13 protein-coding genes are annotated in these 17,768 nt (G+C 68.1%); 6 read left to right on the forward strand and 7 right to left on the reverse strand.

Going from position 1 to position 17,768, the window contains the following annotated elements:
• Positions 1-534: PVC-type heme-binding CxxCH protein (locus AB1L88_RS23750; protein WP_367099188.1), on the reverse strand; the 534-nt coding region annotated here is incomplete at its 3' end.
• On the reverse strand, positions 531-1,514 hold the full coding sequence (locus AB1L88_RS23755; protein WP_367099189.1) for an SGNH/GDSL hydrolase family protein: 984 nt from the start codon (positions 1,512-1,514) through the stop codon (positions 531-533). The genes AB1L88_RS23750 and AB1L88_RS23755, both read right to left, overlap by 4 nt.
• A gap of 176 nt (positions 1,515-1,690) precedes the next feature.
• On the opposite strand from AB1L88_RS23755, the gene AB1L88_RS23760 reads away from it, so the two are divergent.
• The 5 genes from AB1L88_RS23760 to AB1L88_RS23780 all read left to right on the forward strand — a co-directional run bounded on the left by AB1L88_RS23760 (position 1,691) and on the right by AB1L88_RS23780 (position 7,293).
• Positions 1,691-2,476, forward strand: coding sequence for a hypothetical protein (locus AB1L88_RS23760; protein ID WP_367099190.1), 786 nt, complete (start codon positions 1,691-1,693; stop codon positions 2,474-2,476).
• A complete protein-coding gene (locus tag AB1L88_RS23765) occupies positions 2,473-3,696 on the forward strand; it encodes an NAD-binding protein (protein ID WP_367099191.1) in 1,224 nt (407 codons plus the stop codon). The genes AB1L88_RS23760 and AB1L88_RS23765 overlap by 4 nt, the downstream gene beginning before the upstream one ends.
• A gap of 129 nt (positions 3,697-3,825) precedes the next feature.
• Positions 3,826-5,370 carry a dockerin type I domain-containing protein gene (locus tag AB1L88_RS23770; RefSeq protein WP_367099192.1) on the forward strand — a complete coding sequence of 515 codons (1,545 nt, stop codon included), beginning with the start codon at positions 3,826-3,828 and terminating at the stop codon, positions 5,368-5,370.
• Between the two features lie 208 nt (positions 5,371-5,578).
• Positions 5,579-7,024, forward strand: a complete 1,446-nt coding sequence (locus AB1L88_RS23775; protein WP_367099193.1) for an arylsulfatase — start codon at positions 5,579-5,581, stop codon at positions 7,022-7,024.
• Between the two features lie 74 nt (positions 7,025-7,098).
• A complete protein-coding gene (locus AB1L88_RS23780; RefSeq protein WP_367099194.1) occupies positions 7,099-7,293 on the forward strand; it encodes a DUF433 domain-containing protein in 195 nt (64 codons plus the stop codon).
• Between the two features lie 103 nt (positions 7,294-7,396).
• Here AB1L88_RS23780 and AB1L88_RS23785 read toward each other — a convergent pair whose 3' ends face one another.
• The 5 genes from AB1L88_RS23785 to AB1L88_RS23805 all read right to left on the reverse strand — a co-directional run bounded on the left by AB1L88_RS23785 (position 7,397) and on the right by AB1L88_RS23805 (position 15,810).
• Positions 7,397-11,101 (reverse strand): hypothetical protein, encoded by a 3,705-nt coding sequence (locus tag AB1L88_RS23785; protein WP_367099195.1) that lies wholly within the window; start codon positions 11,099-11,101, stop codon positions 7,397-7,399.
• 146 nt (positions 11,102-11,247) lie between these two features.
• On the reverse strand, positions 11,248-12,678 hold the full coding sequence (locus AB1L88_RS23790; protein WP_367099196.1) for an MATE family efflux transporter: 1,431 nt from the start codon (positions 12,676-12,678) through the stop codon (positions 11,248-11,250).
• A gap of 151 nt (positions 12,679-12,829) precedes the next feature.
• On the reverse strand, positions 12,830-13,138 hold the full coding sequence (locus tag AB1L88_RS23795) for a DUF433 domain-containing protein (protein ID WP_367099197.1): 309 nt from the start codon (positions 13,136-13,138) through the stop codon (positions 12,830-12,832).
• Between the two features lie 102 nt (positions 13,139-13,240).
• On the reverse strand, positions 13,241-14,584 hold the full coding sequence (locus AB1L88_RS23800) for a hypothetical protein (protein WP_367099198.1): 1,344 nt from the start codon (positions 14,582-14,584) through the stop codon (positions 13,241-13,243).
• A 152-nt stretch (positions 14,585-14,736) separates the two neighbouring features.
• Positions 14,737-15,810: an MBL fold metallo-hydrolase gene (locus AB1L88_RS23805; protein ID WP_367099199.1), complete on the reverse strand. Its 1,074-nt coding sequence runs from the start codon at positions 15,808-15,810 to the stop codon at positions 14,737-14,739.
• A gap of 277 nt (positions 15,811-16,087) precedes the next feature.
• On the opposite strand from AB1L88_RS23805, the gene AB1L88_RS23810 reads away from it, so the two are divergent.
• Positions 16,088-17,593: a PilT/PilU family type 4a pilus ATPase gene (locus tag AB1L88_RS23810; protein ID WP_367099200.1), complete on the forward strand. Its 1,506-nt coding sequence runs from the start codon at positions 16,088-16,090 to the stop codon at positions 17,591-17,593.
• The last annotated feature ends 175 nt before the right edge of the window (positions 17,594-17,768 follow it).

Genomic DNA, 17,768 nt, shown 5'->3' on the forward strand with positions numbered 1-17,768 from the left:
GTAGAAGAGGCCGTCGAACCCCCACCGGAAGGTGTGGATCATGTGGTGGGTGTCCTCGGTGCCGAAGCCCGAGAGGACGACGCGGCGGGTGTCGGCCTTGCCGTCGCCGTCGGTGTCGCTCAGGTGCAGGATCTCGGTGCTGTTGGCCACGTAGCAGCCGCCGTCGCCGGGCAGGATGCCGGTCGGGATGAGCAGCCCCTCGGCGAAGACGGTCGAGGAGTCGGCCGTGCCGTCCCCATCGGTGTCTTCGAGCACGATGATCTGATCGTTCGCCTCCTGGCCGGGGGCGATCTGGGGGTAGACCGAGGAGCAGGCGACCCAGAGGCGCCCTTCGGCATCCCAGTTCATCTGGATCGGTTTGAAGACGTCGGGCTCGGCGGCCCAGAGATTGACCTCGAAGCCGTCGAGCACCTGGAAGGAGGCCAGCTCGGCCCTCGGGTCTGGGTCGGGCAGGTCGGTCAGGTCGCGCTGGGCGAAGGCGGGGGGGCAGGCCAACAGGAGGAGGATCAGGCCATGCGGCAGGGATCGGCTCATCGGTCGTAAACCTCCTCGTCGATGCGGTCGAGATCGAAGACGGGCTGCTCGGGCATTTTCAGCATGGAAATCTCGGCCTCGGCCTCGGCGACGAGGCGTTCGAAGCGTTCGACCTCGGCGGCGTTGTTCCCCTGCTCGTGCTTGCGGAAGCCGAACAGGTACGTCTCGTTCTGGGGGCGGTAGCGGTGGAAGTAGAACTGATTCTTGTCGTAAATCGCGCCCCGGAGCATCTCGAACTGCTCGGGGTTGGTTTGCGGGGCCTTCAGGCCGAACAGCTCGCGAAGCACAAGGCGGGCGAGGCGTGCGTCTCCCTGCTTCGAGAGGTGCAGACCCTGCGGGGCGTACCAATCGGGCGAATCGGGGGCGGTGTCGTCGGCCATCGGCCGGGTCAGGGCGAGCAGGTCGACGAAGCGGTGGCCGCGCTCCCGGGCGATCTGGGCGATGGCCTCGGTGTAGCGGGCCAGGTCGGCGTCGTCACCAACCGAGGGGGCGGTACTCAGGCGTCGGGCGATGGGGGAGAGCAGGACGATGGCGCGGGGCCCGGTGGCTTCGAGGGCGTCGAGCAGGCGGTTGTAGCCCTGGCGGAAGCGAGGGAGCCCGGCCTCGCCGTCCCACGATTCATTCGCGCCGTAGCCGACGATCAGGACGGTCGGCTCGGTCGCCTTGACCTGTTCGACGAGGGTGTTGAAACCGTCCTCGGGGGTGCCGAAACCGGCCCGGGCCTCGCCGAAGACGGTGTCGCCGCTCCAGCCGAGGTTGCGGAAGGTGATCGTCTTCTCGGGCAGGGCGAGCGTGAGCAGCGTTTCGAGGTTGCCGAACTGCTGCATCCGCTCGATCAGGGCGTCGCCCAGCAGGACGACGCGATCCCCGTCGTTCAGTTCGAGCGTCGGCGCGTGGTCGTCGGGCGGATTGGCCCGAATCGAGGGCGCCGCGAAGCCCAGGGCCAGCACGAGGCCCAGGGCCGTCGCCAGGTGTCTCATCGGAATCGACCCCATCGTCTTGTCTTGAGGAAGGCGCGGGCGGTGATTGGGTCCGGCCCGTCTTCTGGATCGGACCGTTGGTCCCTGCACTGTATCCGACCGGCGGGCTACAATCCAAGGGTGAGGGGAGCACCACCATGCCACGACTGAGCGACACGACCCCCGAGGCCGAGCGGGTGCTGGCCGAGGCGTACCGACGGATGCCGGCCGAGCGGAAGTGGCAAATCGTTCAGGAGGAACTTCGCCGCATCCGACTCCTTCATGACCTCGGCTACCGAAGGCGGCATCCTGAGGCGACTGCCGAGCAGGCCCGCCATGCCTGGGTTGCCGCTGTTCTCGGCCCGGTCTCGTTCCCTGATGCTCCCGAGGGCCAGGCCGTGAACGCACCGATCGAACAACTTGAGACCCTGCGGGACGTGATCTTGGCGTTCGATCGCCTTCGGATCGCGTATGCGCTCGGGGGCTCACTGGCCAGCTCCCTGCATGGCGCCGTCAGGGCGACCCGAGATGCCGATCTTGCGGCGGAACCTTTTCCGGGACGCGAGGCGGATTTCGTCTCGTGTTTCTCGGATCCGTACTATATCAGCGAGGAAGCAGTTCGAGAGGCGATTCGCAACCGGTCGTGCTTCAATGTGATCAATACAATGACCGCGTTCAAAGTGGATGTGTTCATCCAGCGGGGGCGAGCGTTCGATCTTTCCCTCATGGCTCGGCGAGAGGCGTCCCCCTTCCCCGGCTTGGATGGCCAGGAAATCCAGGTTGTGACGGCTGAGGACGTAGTACTGCTGAAACTCGAATGGTTTCGCCTCGGAGGCGAGGTGACCGTTCAGCAGTGGGACGACATCTTGAGTGTGCTTAGGGCAAAATCCGGGCGGCTCGACGCGAGCTACCTCGATCGCTGGGCCGCCGAACTCGGCGTGCTCGACTTGCTGGGCAAGGCCCGGGACGAGGCGACGCTGTGAGCCCTGAGTCGGAACCGATCGAGGAACACGAGGGGGAGCCTCCGGCCGCCGGGGGGCCGCGGGCGTCGGTGAACTTCGGCCAGCCGGCCTGGACCTGGGCGGTCGGGCCGAGGCCGAGGGACCGCCTGGGGAAGCTCTGGCTGAAGGTCCGGGTCTATGCGAGATATGCTCGGTTCTTGCTCCATGAATTCCGCTGGGCGCTCGGCGTCTTCTGGACGCTGGTGGTCGGGGGCGGGTGGATCCTGCACCGGTTCTACCACCACGACGGCGAGACCCTGGAGTTCGCCGAGGCCTGTTACGGCGTCTTCCTGCTGATCTTCGTCGAGGCGGCGCTGGAGTTCCCGGATGAGTGGTACTTGCAGTTCGCCTTCTTCCTGGTGCCGATCATCGGCCTCGGGGCGGTGGCCGACTCGTTGATCCGGCTCGGATATCTCGTCTTCTCGCGCAAGGGAAACCTGCCGGAGTGGCATCGCATGGTGGCATCGGTCTATCGGCGGCATGTGATCGTGGTCGGCCTGGGGACGGTCGGGTATCAGATCGTCCGGGAGATGCTCCAGCTCCGGGAGCTGGTGGTGGTGGTCGAGCGGCCGCACGTGGAGTCGGAGCTGATCGAGGAGATCCTCGACCGCGAGGTGCCGGTCATCCGCGGCGACGCCCGGACGATCAAGACGCTCGAAGCCGCCGGGGTCCGTCGGGCGAAGGCCGTCGTCCTGGCCACGCAGGACGACCTGGCGAACCTCGACGCCGCCCTGACCGCCCGCGACCTGAACCCGAACGCGAAGATCGTCATGCGGATGTTCGACGAGTCGCTGGCCGAGAAGGTGGCCGGGTCGTTCGCCTTGCCGGCCGTCTCGACCGCCAGGGTGGCCGCCCCGGCGTTCGTGGCCGCGGCCACCGGCCGGCGCGTCTACCAGGATTTCCAGCTCGCCGGGCGGCATGTCCACCTGGTCGATTTGACGATTGCGCCCGAGGGTGCGCTGGTCGGCCAGACCATCGGGAACATCCAGCACGACCGACAGGTCAATATCGTCATGCATCATGGCCGAGACGGCACCAACGTCAACCCGGACCACGGCGTCGTGCTCGGGCCAGGGGACGAGGTGCTGGTGATCGCCCCCATCGACCGCCTGGTCGATCTGGAGCGGATGAATCGCCCTCGGGAGGAGGAGTCGCCCCCCCCTGCCCCTCGGCCGGCGGCCCCCCCAGAGCATTTGTCCTGACCGGCTGCCGGGGAGGGACGCCCCGGGAGGATGTCGGCCCGATGGGGGCGATTTCGAAGACAAAGACGCCGGCGGCAGGCGATCGGGCCTGATTCGCCGCCGGCCCTCCCCTCTTCTGAGTGCGTCACCATGAGCCGAGATCCCCGATGTCGGTCGTCCCGCCGGGTGCGGATGGCCCCCACGCTCGAACCGATCGAGCGGCGCAATCTCCTCTCGACCGCCTCGCCCTTCGCCTCGTTCCAGGGGGTGATCGACGGCGGTCCGGGCACCCCGATCGCCGTGACGGTCGATCCGGCCGACTTCGGCATGGCCGCCGGGGGCCGGGTGCTGCTCCGGATCGAGGCCAGGGCCCTGGGAGAGGGCTCGCTCGACCCGGGGCCGACGGCGATCCGAGGATCTTCGCCGGCCGACGCCCGGACCCTGACCCGTCGCGCCGACATCCCGGGAGACACCGCCAGCGTGACGGTCGCCTCGGTCCGTCCCGCCGCACTCAGCCTCCGGACGACTGCCCAGCACGGCAGCTCGGGGGCATTCGCGCTGGAGGTCTCCCTGGCGGGTGACGTGGACGGGGACGGGCGGGTCGATCGGTCCGACCTGCTCGCGATCCGGTCGGGGCTGGGGGGCCGCGCCGGCGACTCGGGCTTCGACCCCGTCCTCGACATCAACGGCGACGGCCGGATCGGGCTGATCGACCTGCTGATCACGGGCCGGAACTTCGGTGCCTCCACGCAGATCCGGCCGCTGGAGGCGACCCTCGGCATCGACCGGGCCGCCGACCCCGACGGGGACGGCCGGGTCGACTCCGACGTCGTGGCCGTGGTCGGCCGCACCACCCCGGGCGCGACCGTCCGGCTCGACCGGGGTGCCGACGGCTCCTTCGACGCGGAGACGACGGCCGACGCCGTCGGGCGCTATCGCTTCGTCGTCCCCCTGGCCGACGGCCCGAACCCGGTCGCAATCGAGGCGTCCGACTCGTTCGGCCAGTCCGCCTCGGCCCGGATCACGGTCATCCGAGGGGGCCCGGCCTCGACGGTCTCGGCCTCCTTCGATTTCGCCCAGGGGGACCAGGGCTGGCAGGCCGATTTCAGCGACCTGCCCGTCGATCCCGACCCGATCTTCGAGCTCGATTCCGGCATCCGGCCGCTGCCCCCCGAGGTCGGCGACGGGACCGGCTTCCTGCTCCAGGGGCACAACCGCTCCGACGACCTGTTCATGTTCCTCAAGCGAAAACTCGGAACGGCCGATGGGGTCCTGCCCCACCAGGCGTACGAGGCCCGGTTCACGATCACCGTCGCCTCCGATGCGCCGAGCGGCGCCTTCGGGATCGGGGGGGCCCCGGGGGAGAGCGTCTACCTCAAGGCCGGCGCGTCTGCGGTCGAGCCGTTGCCCGTGGCCGCCGATGGCGAGGTGTGGCTCAACGTCGACAAGGGGCAGCAAAGCCAGGGGGGAGCCGCGGCCTCCGTCGTGGGGACCATCGCCAACGGCCAGGAGCCGGTCGAGTCGGGCCCCCAGCCGTACGCGTCCCTGACGTTCGAACACACCCATGCCGTCCCCGTCCGTGCCGATGCCGAGGGGAACCTCTGGCTGCTCGTCGGCACGGACTCGGCCTTCGAGGGCCTGACCGCGCTGTATTACCAGAAGATCGACGTGGAGCTCGTGCCCGTCGCCTCGTGAGGCGGCGCCTTTTGGCGAAGGTGCGATGCGGCCCGGGTTGACCAGCAGGGTTGGCCCGGGCCTCGGTCCGTCGCGGAGGTGGCGAGGCCGGGGTGATCCGGATAAGGTGAAGGACGACCGTCGGCCGTCGCGGGGGAGACCGCGACGGCCAAGGGATCGCACCGTGCTCGCGCCGCATCGCAACACACCACGAGGAGGACGGACCGTCATGCCGACGACCGCCGCCCGGATCGCCCTGGGACTTTCGCTGGTCATCTGGATTGCGTCCGGCCCGATCGCCAGGGGGGCGTCGCCTCCCGCCGAGGAGGCCGACGCGACGCCGCCGAACATCATCTTCATCATGGCCGACGACCTCGGCTATGGCGACCTGGGGAGCTACGGCCAGGAGACCATCCCGACGCCCAATCTCGACCGCCTCGCCGCCGAAGGGACACGCTTCACCCAGGTCTACGCGGGCAGCACCGTCTGCGCCCCCTCGCGGTGCGTCTTGATGACCGGCTACCACTCGGGGCATGCTCGGGTGCGGGGGAACGACCGCGTCCCCCTCCTGCCCGACGATGTGACCGTGGCCGAGGCCCTGAAGGCCGCCGGGTATCAGACCGCGCTGGTCGGCAAGTGGGGCCTCGGCGAGCCGGGATCGACCGGGGTGCCGAACAAGCAGGGGTTTGATCACTTCTTCGGATACCTGAATCAGAAGCACGCCCATAACTACTATCCGGATCACCTCTGGCGGCAGGAGGAGCGGGTCGAGATCCCCGGGAACGTCATCGGCCCCGACGAGGGTGTGGCCGTCGAGCGCGTGACCTACTCGCACGACCTGTTCGCCGAGGAGGCGCTCGGTTGGGTCGAGCAGCACCGCGACGGCCCCTTCTTCCTCTACCTCGCCTTGACGATCCCTCACGCCAACAATGAAGGCTCGCGGGCGACCGGCGACGGCATGGAAGTCCCCGATTACGGCAGCTTCGCCGACAAGGACTGGCCGGACCCCATGAAGGGCCAGGCGGCCATGATCGCCCGGATGGACGGCGACATCGGCCGCCTGATGGCCACGCTCGACGACCTCGGGATCGACGACGACACCATCATCTTCTTCACCTCCGACAACGGCCCGCACCGCGAAGGGGGCCGCGACTATTCCCCCGACTTCTTCGACAGCAACGGCCCCTTGCGCGGCATCAAGCGCGACCTGTACGAGGGGGGCATCCGCGTGCCGATGATCGTCCGATGGCCCGGCCACGTGCCCGCCGGGGCGGTCAGCGATCAGGTCTGGACCTTCTGGGACGTCCCCCCCACCCTGGCCGAGCTGGCCGGATCGGAAGCCGTCGCCGAACTGCCCGACGACCTCGACGGCATCTCGATGGTCCCCGCCCTCCTCGGCGCCGAGGCCGCCGGCCGCGAGCAGGAGGATCACGAGTTCCTGTACTGGGAATTCCACGAAGGCCGCGCCTCGAAGCAAGGCGCCCGCATGGGCGATTGGAAGGGGGTTCGCCTTTCGCCCGACGGCCCGCTCGAGCTGTACGACCTGGCCAACGACCTGGGCGAGACGACCGACGTGTCCGCCGATCACCCGAAGATCGTCGCGGCGATCACGCAGTATCTCGACACCGAGCGCACCGAGTCGGAGGTCTGGCCCCTTCGGTATGCCGGGGAGTAACGGCGGACTTTTGTCGACAGAAGGGCGGGCTGAGTACTGCCCTTCGACACCATTGAATCAAAGGGGAATCGTCCATGGACTGGCGCGATCACATCGCGGTCGACCCAAAGGTGCTGGTGGGCAAGCCGGTCATCAAGGGAACTCGTATTGCCGTCGAGTTCGTCGTCGATCGGATGGCACACGGGTGGACGTTCGATCAAATTCTCCAGGAGTATGATCATCTGTCGCGTGAGGATCTCCAGGCGTGCCTTTCGGCCATTTCTCCGTGATTACAAATGACCGCATCCGGATGCGCCCTCTCCTTGAATTGCGATCGATCATTGATGTATGGCCATTTCCCGTTGTGGTGTCTCAACGTGGAATGGCCGCACCTCAGGCCGGGGCCTGGCTCGGTTCGGGGTCGGCGAGCAGGCGGAAGGCGCGGCGGAAGGGTTCGGGGGGGGCCTGGCCGTCGCGCTCGGCTTCCCAGGTCTCGACCCAGCGGGCCCAGGTGATCGGGTCGTGGTCGAGCAGGAGGCGGTCGGCCTCGATCGTGGGCAAGGGGGGGATCGGCCGGGGGCCGGTGACGGACGGGTAGAGCAATCGGGTCTCGGCGGTCAGGTCGTAGGTGGCCTCGGTCTGGAAGCGGTCGCCGACCCAGACGATCAGCCCCTCGTCGGAGAAGCCGAACGAGCGGACCTCGGGCGGCAAGACGTGGGTGACCTGCGGCACGGAGAGCTCGACGCCGGCCATCTGGTTCAGGCCGGCCAGGGCGGCCTGGAGCACGCGGCGGCGGTCGTCGGACAGGTGCTCGACCCACGCCGGGGCGTCGACGTCCGTCAGGATCCATCCCGACGCGTGCTCGAAGACGAGCACGAGCGGCTCGTCCCCCAGCTCGGCCACCCGCAGGAAGACTTGTAAGCGGTTCGAGCTCGATTCGACGGCGGCGATCTCCGTCTCCAGGTCGTCCCAGGCTCTCGTGTAGGCGAGCAGGTTGATCAGCTCGCGATGGATGAAGTGCGCGACCGATTCCTCGACGTGGTGGCGCTGCTCGCGGAGCTGTTCCAGCCGGACCTCGAACTCGGGCAGCCGCGCCCGCTTGCGGGCGGCCCGGCGCATCCGGCGGAAGGTCCGGGGCAGGGTCCCCGAATGAAAACCCGGGCGCAACAGGCGCGACATCGACTCGCCGTGGCTGCCGACGAGGACCCGGGGCAGGTGCCTCGGCCGGTTCGCGTCGTACAGCCGCCAGTTCTCCTTCAGCTCCCAGACGAGGAAGCCGAACACGCCGGGCAGGAGCAACTGCGTGAGGAACCAGATGGTCGTCGCCAGCTCCTTGTCGTCGAGCGCCTCGGCCAGCGGCGGGATCATCAGGATCAACAGCGGGGCCATCACCTTGTGCGAGACGGTGACGACCGGGAAGTGCTTGATCGGGTTCAGTTGCGGCTCGACCAGCAGGTTGATGATGAACCGCACGGCATAGGTCATGTAGAACCAGAAGACGCCCAGGATCGCCTTGATGACGGCCGAGACGCGGCTCTCGCCCCCCCGGAACCGGAGCCACTCGTCCACCGTGTAGAGCAGGCGGTCGACGTATTCGAGCACCCGGGCGAAGAAGTCCATGATGAAGCGGAACAGGTCGCCGAAGATGTTCACCCGGATCACCCGCCAGGTGCGGACGAGGTAATCGGAGGTGATCTCCTCCATGTCCCGGCCGACCCGCAGGTTCAAGACCAGCCCGAACGCGATGAACATGCCGAGGGCCAGCCTGCGGGCCTGCTCGGGGGCCACCCCGATCAGGCCCAGGACCAGCCAGAGCAGCAACGCCGGGCCGATCGGCTTGACCAGCATCCGCCAGAGCAGTTGGAAGCTCCTCGTGCTGATCAGGAGCCGGATGTAATGCTGGCGGAAGACCCAGCGCGGGAAATCGAAGAGGACCCCCTTTGCGACCTCGTAAAGCGACCGCAGGAGCCGGGACACCTGCCGGCGGAACCAGGGCAGGTGGATCAGACCCATCAGGAAGACGCCCGAGACGAGCGTCACCCAGACCCAGGCCTCCAGGTCGTGCGGGATCAGGTGCAGGCCGCCGGAATGGTCCCCCACGTCGAGCGTGCCGGCCGCCTCGGCCTCGCGTCGAAGGCTGAGCAGCTCCTCGGCGGCGACGACCGAGACGGCATCGGCCGCGGTCTCGGCCATCTGCGCCGCGATCGCCCCCAGGCCCGAGCCGGTCCCGCTGATGGCGGCGGTGGCCGTCGTCTCGACGGCCTCGATCAGGCCCCCTGCTCCGGCCACGACCAGCTCGGCCGCCTCGGCCGCCTTCTCGGGGTCCAACCCGTAGCCGAGCTGCTTGGTGACGACCGCGAACAGGTGGTCGACGAAGAACAGCACCACGAACGCCCCGCCGAACGGCAGGACGACGTAGTTGACCAGGAACCGGCCGACCACTGTGCCAAACGCCAGCGAGCTGAACCGCTGCAACCACCTCAGGTAGACCTCGCCGCGCCGGTAAATCCCGTCGAGCGAGACGGCCATCCGCCGGTTGGCCCGCAGCAGGCGGTCGCCCCGGAAGAATTCCCGGGCGCCGGACAGGTCGGGCAGCTTCACGTGGTTCCTGGCGACCGCGTCGCGCAGGTCGCTCATGGTCAGGAAGCCTTGCTCCACCACCTTGTCGAGCAGCTCCTCGACCGACTTGTCGAACGAGACGTGCTCGGCCACCGTCCGGGGCTGGAAACCGGTCTGGCGGAGGGCGTCGGCCAGGGGCTCGCGGCACTGGTCGCGCAGCGTGACCTCGGCGCGGTGCAGGGCCCCGGAGATCAGGTGGGCCAGCCTCCGGCGGTCGGGATCGGAGATCCGCGCGTGCCGCAGGCGGCGATGCGCCGACCGCAAGTGCTTGACCGCCAGCAATTCGCGCTGATGCGGTAGCAATCGCTTGATCGGCCGCCGCCCGATCGTCAGGAGCCACTCGACGAGGTCGACCGTGTAGATCGGCCGCTCGTAATCGACGCAGAGCTTCTGCAGGTCGAACAGAAGCCGGGCCTCGACGGCCCAGATCCCCTCCGACGCCGGGGCCAGCAGGGCCGGCAAGGCGCGGCGCCAGTCGTCGGCCTCGTTCGGGTCGAGCCCCAGCGCCTCGACGAGCCGCTCCCCCAGCTCGCCGAGGGCGGCGCGGGCCTTAGCCCAGGGATTCGACGCCGAAGGGGGGCCGAGCGGGTCGAGGAACTTCGACGACCGGGCCAACTGGATCGCCGCCCGCACGACATTCCCGCGCCGGTCGGAGCGTTCCGAGCGCCGGACGAGCCGCTCGGCCAGCCGTCGGGCCGGTTGCGGGGCGGGCAAGGGGCAGGTGCCGACCGCCTCGTCGGGGGGCGGCGGCTCGTCGGCCGCGGCCTCGATCAGGGCTCCGAGGGCGGCCGGCTCGGGGGCCCCCGGCGGCCGGGTCCGGTCGAACAGGGCCGGGGCGTTCACGTCCTCGGCCAGGACGGCGTCGACCGCCTCGCGATCCTCGATCGACGGGAAGTACGAGCCGAGCAATCGCGGGGCGAAGTGCCGCAGCTCCAGGTAGACGGCGGTGAACTCCCGGTACACCTCCCAGAGGTCGCGCGGGGGCAGCAGGTAGTCTTCGAGCCGGAGGACCATCCGGGCCTCGTCGATGACCGTCTGGCCGATCCGATCGACCCGCGACCGCACGATCGAGTCGGACAGGAACCCGCCGCGCCGCTGGTGCTCCAGCTCCTCGTCGATCCTCGCGTGGAAGAGCATCCGCCAGTAGCGCAGCAAGATCTGGCCGCGCGTCATGGTCGCCAGGCGTTCCGGGGGGGGCTCGGCCAGCAGGATCACCGAGCCGGTCAGGGCGGCCTCGGCCTCGACATCGAGCCCCATCTCATCCCGCTCCAGGATGCTGGTGGCGGTGTTGGCGTCGAGCACGTAGGTCTTGCGGTGCGGCACCTGCAACCCGAGCGAGGCCATCTTCCGGTCGTGCTTGATGACCCGCCTCAGGATGCGCGGGGGCACGAGCACGGCGTTCGGGTCGGCCGCCCGGATCGCCTGCTTCAGTTCCTCCAGCGACATCCCCCGCCCGCCGCCCGCCGCCCTGCTCTTCATCGTCTCCTCACCCCTGCCGTCGGTCGCCTCATGACGACGCGAGGTTTCATGCTATCGCGGCCGGGCGGGTCTGACCAGATGACGCACGGGCGAGCCGAGGGCCCCGGCCGGGATGACAAGGCCCGCGCCCCCGGCGGCCGTTCGGCTCAGGTGCCGACCGCGGCCACCTCGGCCACGATCGCGGGCCGCGGGGCCATCCCCCGGACCCGCCGCGACCAGGCCCAGAGCAAGAGCGATCCCGCCACGATCAGGCCGACCGACAGGCCGATCCACATGCCGATGACCCCCACCCCCAGGCCGAAGCAAAGGCCGACGCCGATCGGCAGGCCGATCGCCCAGTGGGCGGCGAGGTTGGCGAGCATCGGCGTCCGCGTGTCTCCCGAACCCCGGAGCGCCCCGGTGGCGATCACCTGCACGCCGTCGAACAGTTGGAACACCGCCGCGACCCAGAGCAAGACCACGCCGACGCCGATCACCCCCGCTTGATCGGTGAAGATCGAGAGGATTGCCCTCGGCGCCAGCACGAAGGTGATGGCCGCGACGATCATGAACGCCGTGCCGAGCGCCAGGGCCGACCATCCCGCCCGGCCCGCCCCGCCCGGGTCCTTCCGCCCGGTCGCCTGGCCCACCCGGACCGCCGCGGCCGAGCTGATCCCGAGCGGCACCATGAACGTCAGGCTCGCGATGTTCAGGGCGATCTGGTGCGCCGCCAGCGAGGCCGGGTCGAGCCGACCGACCAGGAACGTCGCCGTGGCGAACGCCCCCATCTCCAGCATCAACTGGCCGGCGACCGGCAGGCCGAGCGTGATGAGCGACCGGAACCGCCGGCGCTCGGGCCTCCAGCCCCCTCGCCAGGCCTCCGGGCCGAGCTTCCGGTCGATCCGGACGATCTCCAGGAGCAGGACCAATGCCATCCACCCCCGAGAGATCACCGTCGCCCAGGCCGCCCCGGCCACGCCGAGCCTCGGGAAGCCGAGGTTGCCGAAGATCAGGAGCCAGTTGACCACCAGGTTCACCAGGTTGGCCGACACCAGCGCGAAGACGATCGCCCCGGTGCGGTTCTGCGCCTGCAAGTAGCGCCGGAAGGCCGTGTAGAGCAACAACGGCGGCAGGCTGAGCGTCACCAGCCGGACGTACGTTTCCGCATCGGGCCGGACGGCCGGTTCGATGCCGATCCGCTCCAGTTGCCCCCCGGCGAACCAGCAGACGAGCATCAAGGGCGGGCAGAGGATCAGGGCCAGGTAGATCCCGTGCCGGAGCCACTTGCGGCACTCGTCGAGCGTCCCCGCACCGAAGGCATGCGAGATGAGCGTGTCGAGCCCGAGCAGCAGCCCCATGCCCGCGATCGTCGTGATGAAGAAGACCGCGTGGCCGATCCCGACCGCTCCGATCGCCTCGGCGCTGAGCCGGCCGACGAACATCGTGTCGACCAGGCCCATGCCCATCCACCCCAGCTCGGCCAGCACCACCGGACCGGCCAGCCGGGCCATCGGCGGCAACTCCGCCGCCAGGCCGTCGCGGATCTTCTGCACGAAGGCCCCTCGGGTCCCCCCCTTCCTCGACCCGAGCCGATCCATCCCCCTTGCCCCCTCGCGTGTGGTTCGATTCCGTGTACGTGTCACCTCGCCCAATCCGCGTCAGACACGCCGCCCGGCCCTCGGGTTCGGAGGTTCCCACGCACTTCGGCCACGGCAAACGGGGCGTGATGGTCGAGGTTCAGCCGGAGGCTCACGGGATCAAACCTCGGTCCTTGAGCTTCCGCTTCAGAGGAGACTCGGCCGCCTCGGCCTTCCGCTGCTCGAACATCCGGTCTCGCCGCACGATCTCCTCATCCATCTCGGCTTGATGGTCGTAGTAATAGGCCAACGCCGAATGAATTTGCCCCAGCGTCAGGTCGGGAAGGAGGCGCTGGATGGCGTCGGCATCGTTCCCGGCGAGCCGCTCGCGGGCGATGAACAGGACCTTGATGCGCGTGCCCTCAATGATGGGGAGTCCTTCGGCAGTCTCGATGAGGTGCGGATAAGTGGTCGTGGCCATGACGTTCCCCAACAATGGCAGATCGAAGCACGTCAGATTCTATCGTCCTCCGAGTGATCTGCCGAGAGCGGGGGACATCCTATCCCCCCCGTTTCCCCCGAATCAGCGAATGACCTTCCGGCTGAACGCCACGATGAACAGGCCCCAGACGAGCGTCCCGAGCAGCGACTCGGCCACCAGGAACAGGTTCATCCACCCCTTGGCCGTCTCGCGGAGGCTCCCCAGGCCGTCGGTGAAGGCCGAGACGCTGGTGACCAGGCCGATGACCACCCGGTTGGCCAGCGTCGTCGGCTCGCCGTCGAAGGGGACCTTCCCGGCTTCGAGGGGCAGCATGGTCACTCCCATCATGTACACAAGGCTGAACGCGACGATCATCACCAGCGCGGCGGCCACCGTGCGGAACGGGCTGGTGCCGTATCGGCAACCCAGGTCGAGCACGAGCCATTCGAACGCCTGGCTCAGCTTCGACCACGGGCGGGCCCAGGTCCTCGGCTTCGATCGCCGCTCGTTGACCTTGAAGTGGTAGAAGGCCCAGTCTTCCTCCTCGTGCCAGTGCAGGGCCTCGTAGTTCCGCTTCAAGAGGCCGTATTCGCACATGGCCCTGGCGTGGTCCCGCTCGCCTTCGCTGGCGATCCGCCCCTCGAGCTGTTCGGGACGGACCTGCACCCGCTCGGCCACGGCGTTCCAGAAGGCGAACCGGGCCCCCTCGTGGAGGGTGATCGATTCCAGGTAGACGTAGTCGTGCAGCTTTGCCTTCGAGAAGTCGATCAACCTTGCAAACGTTGATCCGTTGAACTCGCACTTCTTGGCCACGCTCGCCCCCCGGAAGAGGAAGTCGCCCAGGAACGTGCAGGATCGCACGGTGATCCCTTCCTCGGCGCAGAGGCTCCGGAAGTCGGCCAGGCCGTCGAACTGGCACATCTTGAAATCGACCCAGCCGTCGCACCGCGCCTCCCAGAAGTTGACCGGCTCGTAAAAGCGGACGCGGAGGATGTCCAGCTTGCTCCGGAACCGGACGCCCTGGAAGTTCGCCTTGCCGACGATCTTCACGTCGTCGAACTTCGCCCGGGAGAGGTCGCTCCCCTGCATCGACAGCCCGCCCTCGAACCGCGTCTTGCGCTGGATGATCGGCCGGTTCAGGCGGCAGCTTCGGAAGATCACCTCTGCAGCGAAGACGGCGCCGTCAATCATGAGGTTCGGGATCTCGACGTTCTGCAACCGCACCGGCTTCTCGAACGTCCCTCGCAGGCGGAGCCGGCCGACGATGACGGCGTTGCTGATCGCGATGCCGTTGCGAATCTTCTGCTCGGCCTCGTCGGCGCGCAGCTCGTTCCGCACTTTCTGAGGAGTCGAGACTCCCTCGGGATCGAGGTCGCACGTCGTCGTTTCAGGCTCGACGCTGCTCCGCTTCGAGGCATCACGTTCGATCGGTTCGGCGGTGTCCATGACGTGCCCTTTTGGGGTTCTCCCGGTCCGTTGTGATCGTTGGTCTTGCCGTACTGTTCGAGAAGCATTCGGCCTCGCGGGGCCGATCTTACGGGAAAAAAACGATGGCCCCGCGATCGTTCCAGACACCCGGCGCCACGGCGAGGATCGCGTTACCCCTCCCGCCGCCGTCGCCTGGCGGGGCCGGGGGGCGCCTGGCTTGCCCCCTGGTCCAGATCGGCCGACGTGTTCGGGAAGATGGCCGCGGCCTCGGCACCAAGCTCGGAATAACGGCCGGAATAGCGATTCGAGAAATGAATGAGCGTCAGGTGCTCGACCTGGGCGTCTCGGGCCAGCTCGGCCGCCTGGGTCGCGGTCATGTGCTTGTGGGTTTTCGCCTTCTTCAGGTCCGCCTGGGCGTAGAACGAGTCGCAATACAACCGGGTCGCCCGGCGGCAGAGTTCCATCAGGGCCGGTCGGCTCGCGTCGCCCCAGAGGGTATCGACGACATAGGCGATCCGAGCACCCCGGGTCTTGCGGAAGTAGCGATCGCGCAGCCGGCCGAGTGGGAACAGGCCCCCGTCGATCTCCACCGGCGTCTCGTCCGCCTGGCCCTCCCGGAGCATCGCCAGGGCCCGGCTCACCCACCCCCCCGGCCGCAGCGGGCCCTCGCGCAGCGCCTGGCCGTCGACGTGGAAGCCGGGCGTCTCGACGATCGCGAAGGCCAGGCACGGCGCCGTGTGATCGACCCGGGCGGCCTCGACCCGCAGCAGGCCGTTCTCAAAAACCGTGGGCGTGAGGTCCTTCGGGGCGAGCGATCGCGCCGAAATTTCCGGCTCCGGCAGCTTCGCCCCCCATTCCAGCACCGCCGACCGCAATTCATTCGCCCGCACCTCGGTCAGGTGCAAACGGAGCTTCTGGAACGGGAAGAACGGATAGTCATACGTCCGCACCCGGGCCGAGATCCGGTCGATCGTCCCCTCGGGCCCGACCACGTGCAGATCCTTGTCGCGGTCCAGGTTCGCCCGCAGGATGCGATCGAACCCGACCAGGTGATCGACATGATGATGGCTGAGGAACACGGCGGCCAGGTCCGCCAGCCGCCCGGCACTCAGGTTCCCGTTCTCCCCGGCGTCGAAGAGCAGGGCGTCGTCCCGGGCCGGATAATCGACGAATAAGAGCGGGTCGCCGGCCGATCCGTTGACGAGCTGCATCTCGGTCGCGGTGCGCTGAGGGGCCTGGGGCATGGCGGGCGGTCCTGAAGCATTAAAGGCCATCGGGCTGTCGAGTGGATTACCATAGCCAAACCCGGGCGTCGTCCCAACACCCCGGCGCTCGAATTCAAATCGAAGAACGCAACGTCAATCCATATCTTCCGACTGGGTTGTCGTGTATCCTTGGAACGCACATCGACGTCCTCTCGGTCGGGCTCCCGATCCGCCTCTTTCTCGAGCTTGAGCGGCCCTCGCTCCCGGTTCGGAAGCGTTCCCCCGTCTCGTCGATTCAACCATCAGGAGTGCAGCCATGAAAGAGGTTGTGCTCGGTTTAGGCCATCAGAATAGTTTCTGGTCGATCGTCCAGGTGGCCGACGAGCAATTGCGGTCGATCCACGGCGCCCCGAGGCGGATGGTCGTCAACGGCCGCGGGATCGAGATCGCGGCCTGGAGGCCCCACTTCGACGGGGACTTCCACGATTTCACCGTCCGCTATCCCGACCCGGGCCCGGACTTGAAGCGGGCGCTGGAGGGCTTCGCCAGCGAGTGCTCGGTGGCCTGCGAACTCTCGGAGCTGGACGACGCGCTGGTGCTGCACTGCTCGGCCTCCTCGGACGAGAAGGTGCAGCAGCTCCACGACGCCTGCGACCTGCTCTCGAAGGCCTTCCCGCTGCCGGAGGTCTGGCGCGTCCACGGCGAGGAGTACCGGACCACCCCGCTGAGCCCCGAGACGCTGTTCAAGGCGATGATCAAGTTCAAGTCCAGCGACGTGCACCTGTACCCGGGTGCCCCGCCGGTCTTCCGCGTCGACAACGTCCTGAGGCGGGTCCAGGCGTTCGATTCGCTCTCCTCCGAGCAGATCCACGCCTTCATCCACGACATCGCCCCCGAGAAGCACGCCGAGGAGTTCGCCGAGCGCCAGCAGTGCAGCTTCATCTACCACCAGGTCGGCCTGGGATACGCCCGCGTCTCGGCCTTCGTCAAGGCGAGCGTCCCGCACTGCACCATGCGATTCCTGCCCGAGACCATCCCCTCGTTCGAGGACCTGAACATCCCCCGGTCCGCCATGGAACGCCTCGGCGGCCTGCACTTCGGCCTCATCCTCGTGACCGGCATGACCGGCAGCGGCAAGAGCACGACGGTCGCCTCGGTGGTCGACTGGATCAACGCCCACAAGTCGCTGCATATCCTCTGCATCGAGGAGCCGGTCGAGTACGTCCACAAGAGCAAGAAGTCGGTCGTCTCCCAGCGCGACGTGGGCGAGGACATCGGCACCTTCCACGAGGCCGTCCGGGGCGCCTTGCGGCACGACCCCGACGTGATCGTCATCGGCGAGATGCGCGACCCCGACACCATCCGGTCGGCCATCAACGCCGCCGCCACCGGCCACCTCGTCATCAGCACCCTGCACTCGGGGACCGCCTACGAGGTCGTCAATCGCGTCGTGAGCTTCTTCGACCCGGTCGAGCGCGACCTGGTCAAGCTCCAGCTCCGAGACGCCTTGAAGTGCGTCATCTGCCAGCGCCTCGTGCCGAAAAACGGCGGCGGGCGCCTCCCGGCGCTCGAGTTCCTGTTCAACGACACCAAGGCCATCGCCGACAGCGTGCTCGCCGGCAACACCATCGGCATCAAGATCGGCATGCAGCAGGACGCCTCGGCCTCGTTCATCTTCGAGAAATATCTCTACGACCTCTACAAGAAGGATCTCATCTCGCTGGAAACCGCCCGCGATTACGCCTCCGAGCCTGCCATCTTCGACCAGATGAAGCTGGGCACCTACGTCATCCCCTCGCTCGATTCGATGCTCCACCGCTGACCGCTACGTGTTCGGCTTCCGGGGCCGAACCCTTCTCCCTGGGGTTCGACCCCCGGGGGCCGGCGAGCGGTCGTCCTGAGCGCCTCGGCCCGATCGATCGATTCTCCATGTTGGTCGGATCAGTCGATCGGGATTCCACGCGGGTGTCCATTTTGCCGTCGATCGTCTCCCGGGC

It is taken from the genome of Tautonia sp. JC769 (genome assembly GCF_040717455.1).
Taxonomy (GTDB): domain Bacteria; phylum Planctomycetota; class Planctomycetia; order Isosphaerales; family Isosphaeraceae; genus Tautonia.

Excerpts from the sequence above, each read along its gene's own strand:
- AB1L88_RS23755 (WP_367099189.1), bottom strand. The coding sequence starts at position 1,514 with ATGAGACACCTGGCGACGGCCCTGGGCCTCGTGCTGGCCCTGGGCTTC.
- AB1L88_RS23780 (WP_367099194.1), top strand. The coding sequence starts at position 7,099 with ATGGACTGGCGCGATCACATCGCGGTCGACCCAAAGGTGCTGGTGGGC.
- AB1L88_RS23790 (WP_367099196.1), bottom strand. The coding sequence starts at position 12,678 with ATGGATCGGCTCGGGTCGAGGAAGGGGGGGACCCGAGGGGCCTTCGTG.
- AB1L88_RS23805 (WP_367099199.1), bottom strand. The coding sequence starts at position 15,810 with ATGCCCCAGGCCCCTCAGCGCACCGCGACCGAGATGCAGCTCGTCAAC.
- AB1L88_RS23810 (WP_367099200.1), top strand. The coding sequence starts at position 16,088 with ATGAAAGAGGTTGTGCTCGGTTTAGGCCATCAGAATAGTTTCTGGTCG.
- AB1L88_RS23800 (WP_367099198.1), bottom strand. The coding sequence starts at position 14,584 with ATGGACACCGCCGAACCGATCGAACGTGATGCCTCGAAGCGGAGCAGC.
- AB1L88_RS23785 (WP_367099195.1), bottom strand. The coding sequence starts at position 11,101 with ATGAAGAGCAGGGCGGCGGGCGGCGGGCGGGGGATGTCGCTGGAGGAA.
- AB1L88_RS23770 (WP_367099192.1), top strand. The coding sequence starts at position 3,826 with ATGAGCCGAGATCCCCGATGTCGGTCGTCCCGCCGGGTGCGGATGGCC.
- AB1L88_RS23795 (WP_367099197.1), bottom strand. The coding sequence starts at position 13,138 with ATGGCCACGACCACTTATCCGCACCTCATCGAGACTGCCGAAGGACTC.
- AB1L88_RS23775 (WP_367099193.1), top strand. The coding sequence starts at position 5,579 with ATGCCGACGACCGCCGCCCGGATCGCCCTGGGACTTTCGCTGGTCATC.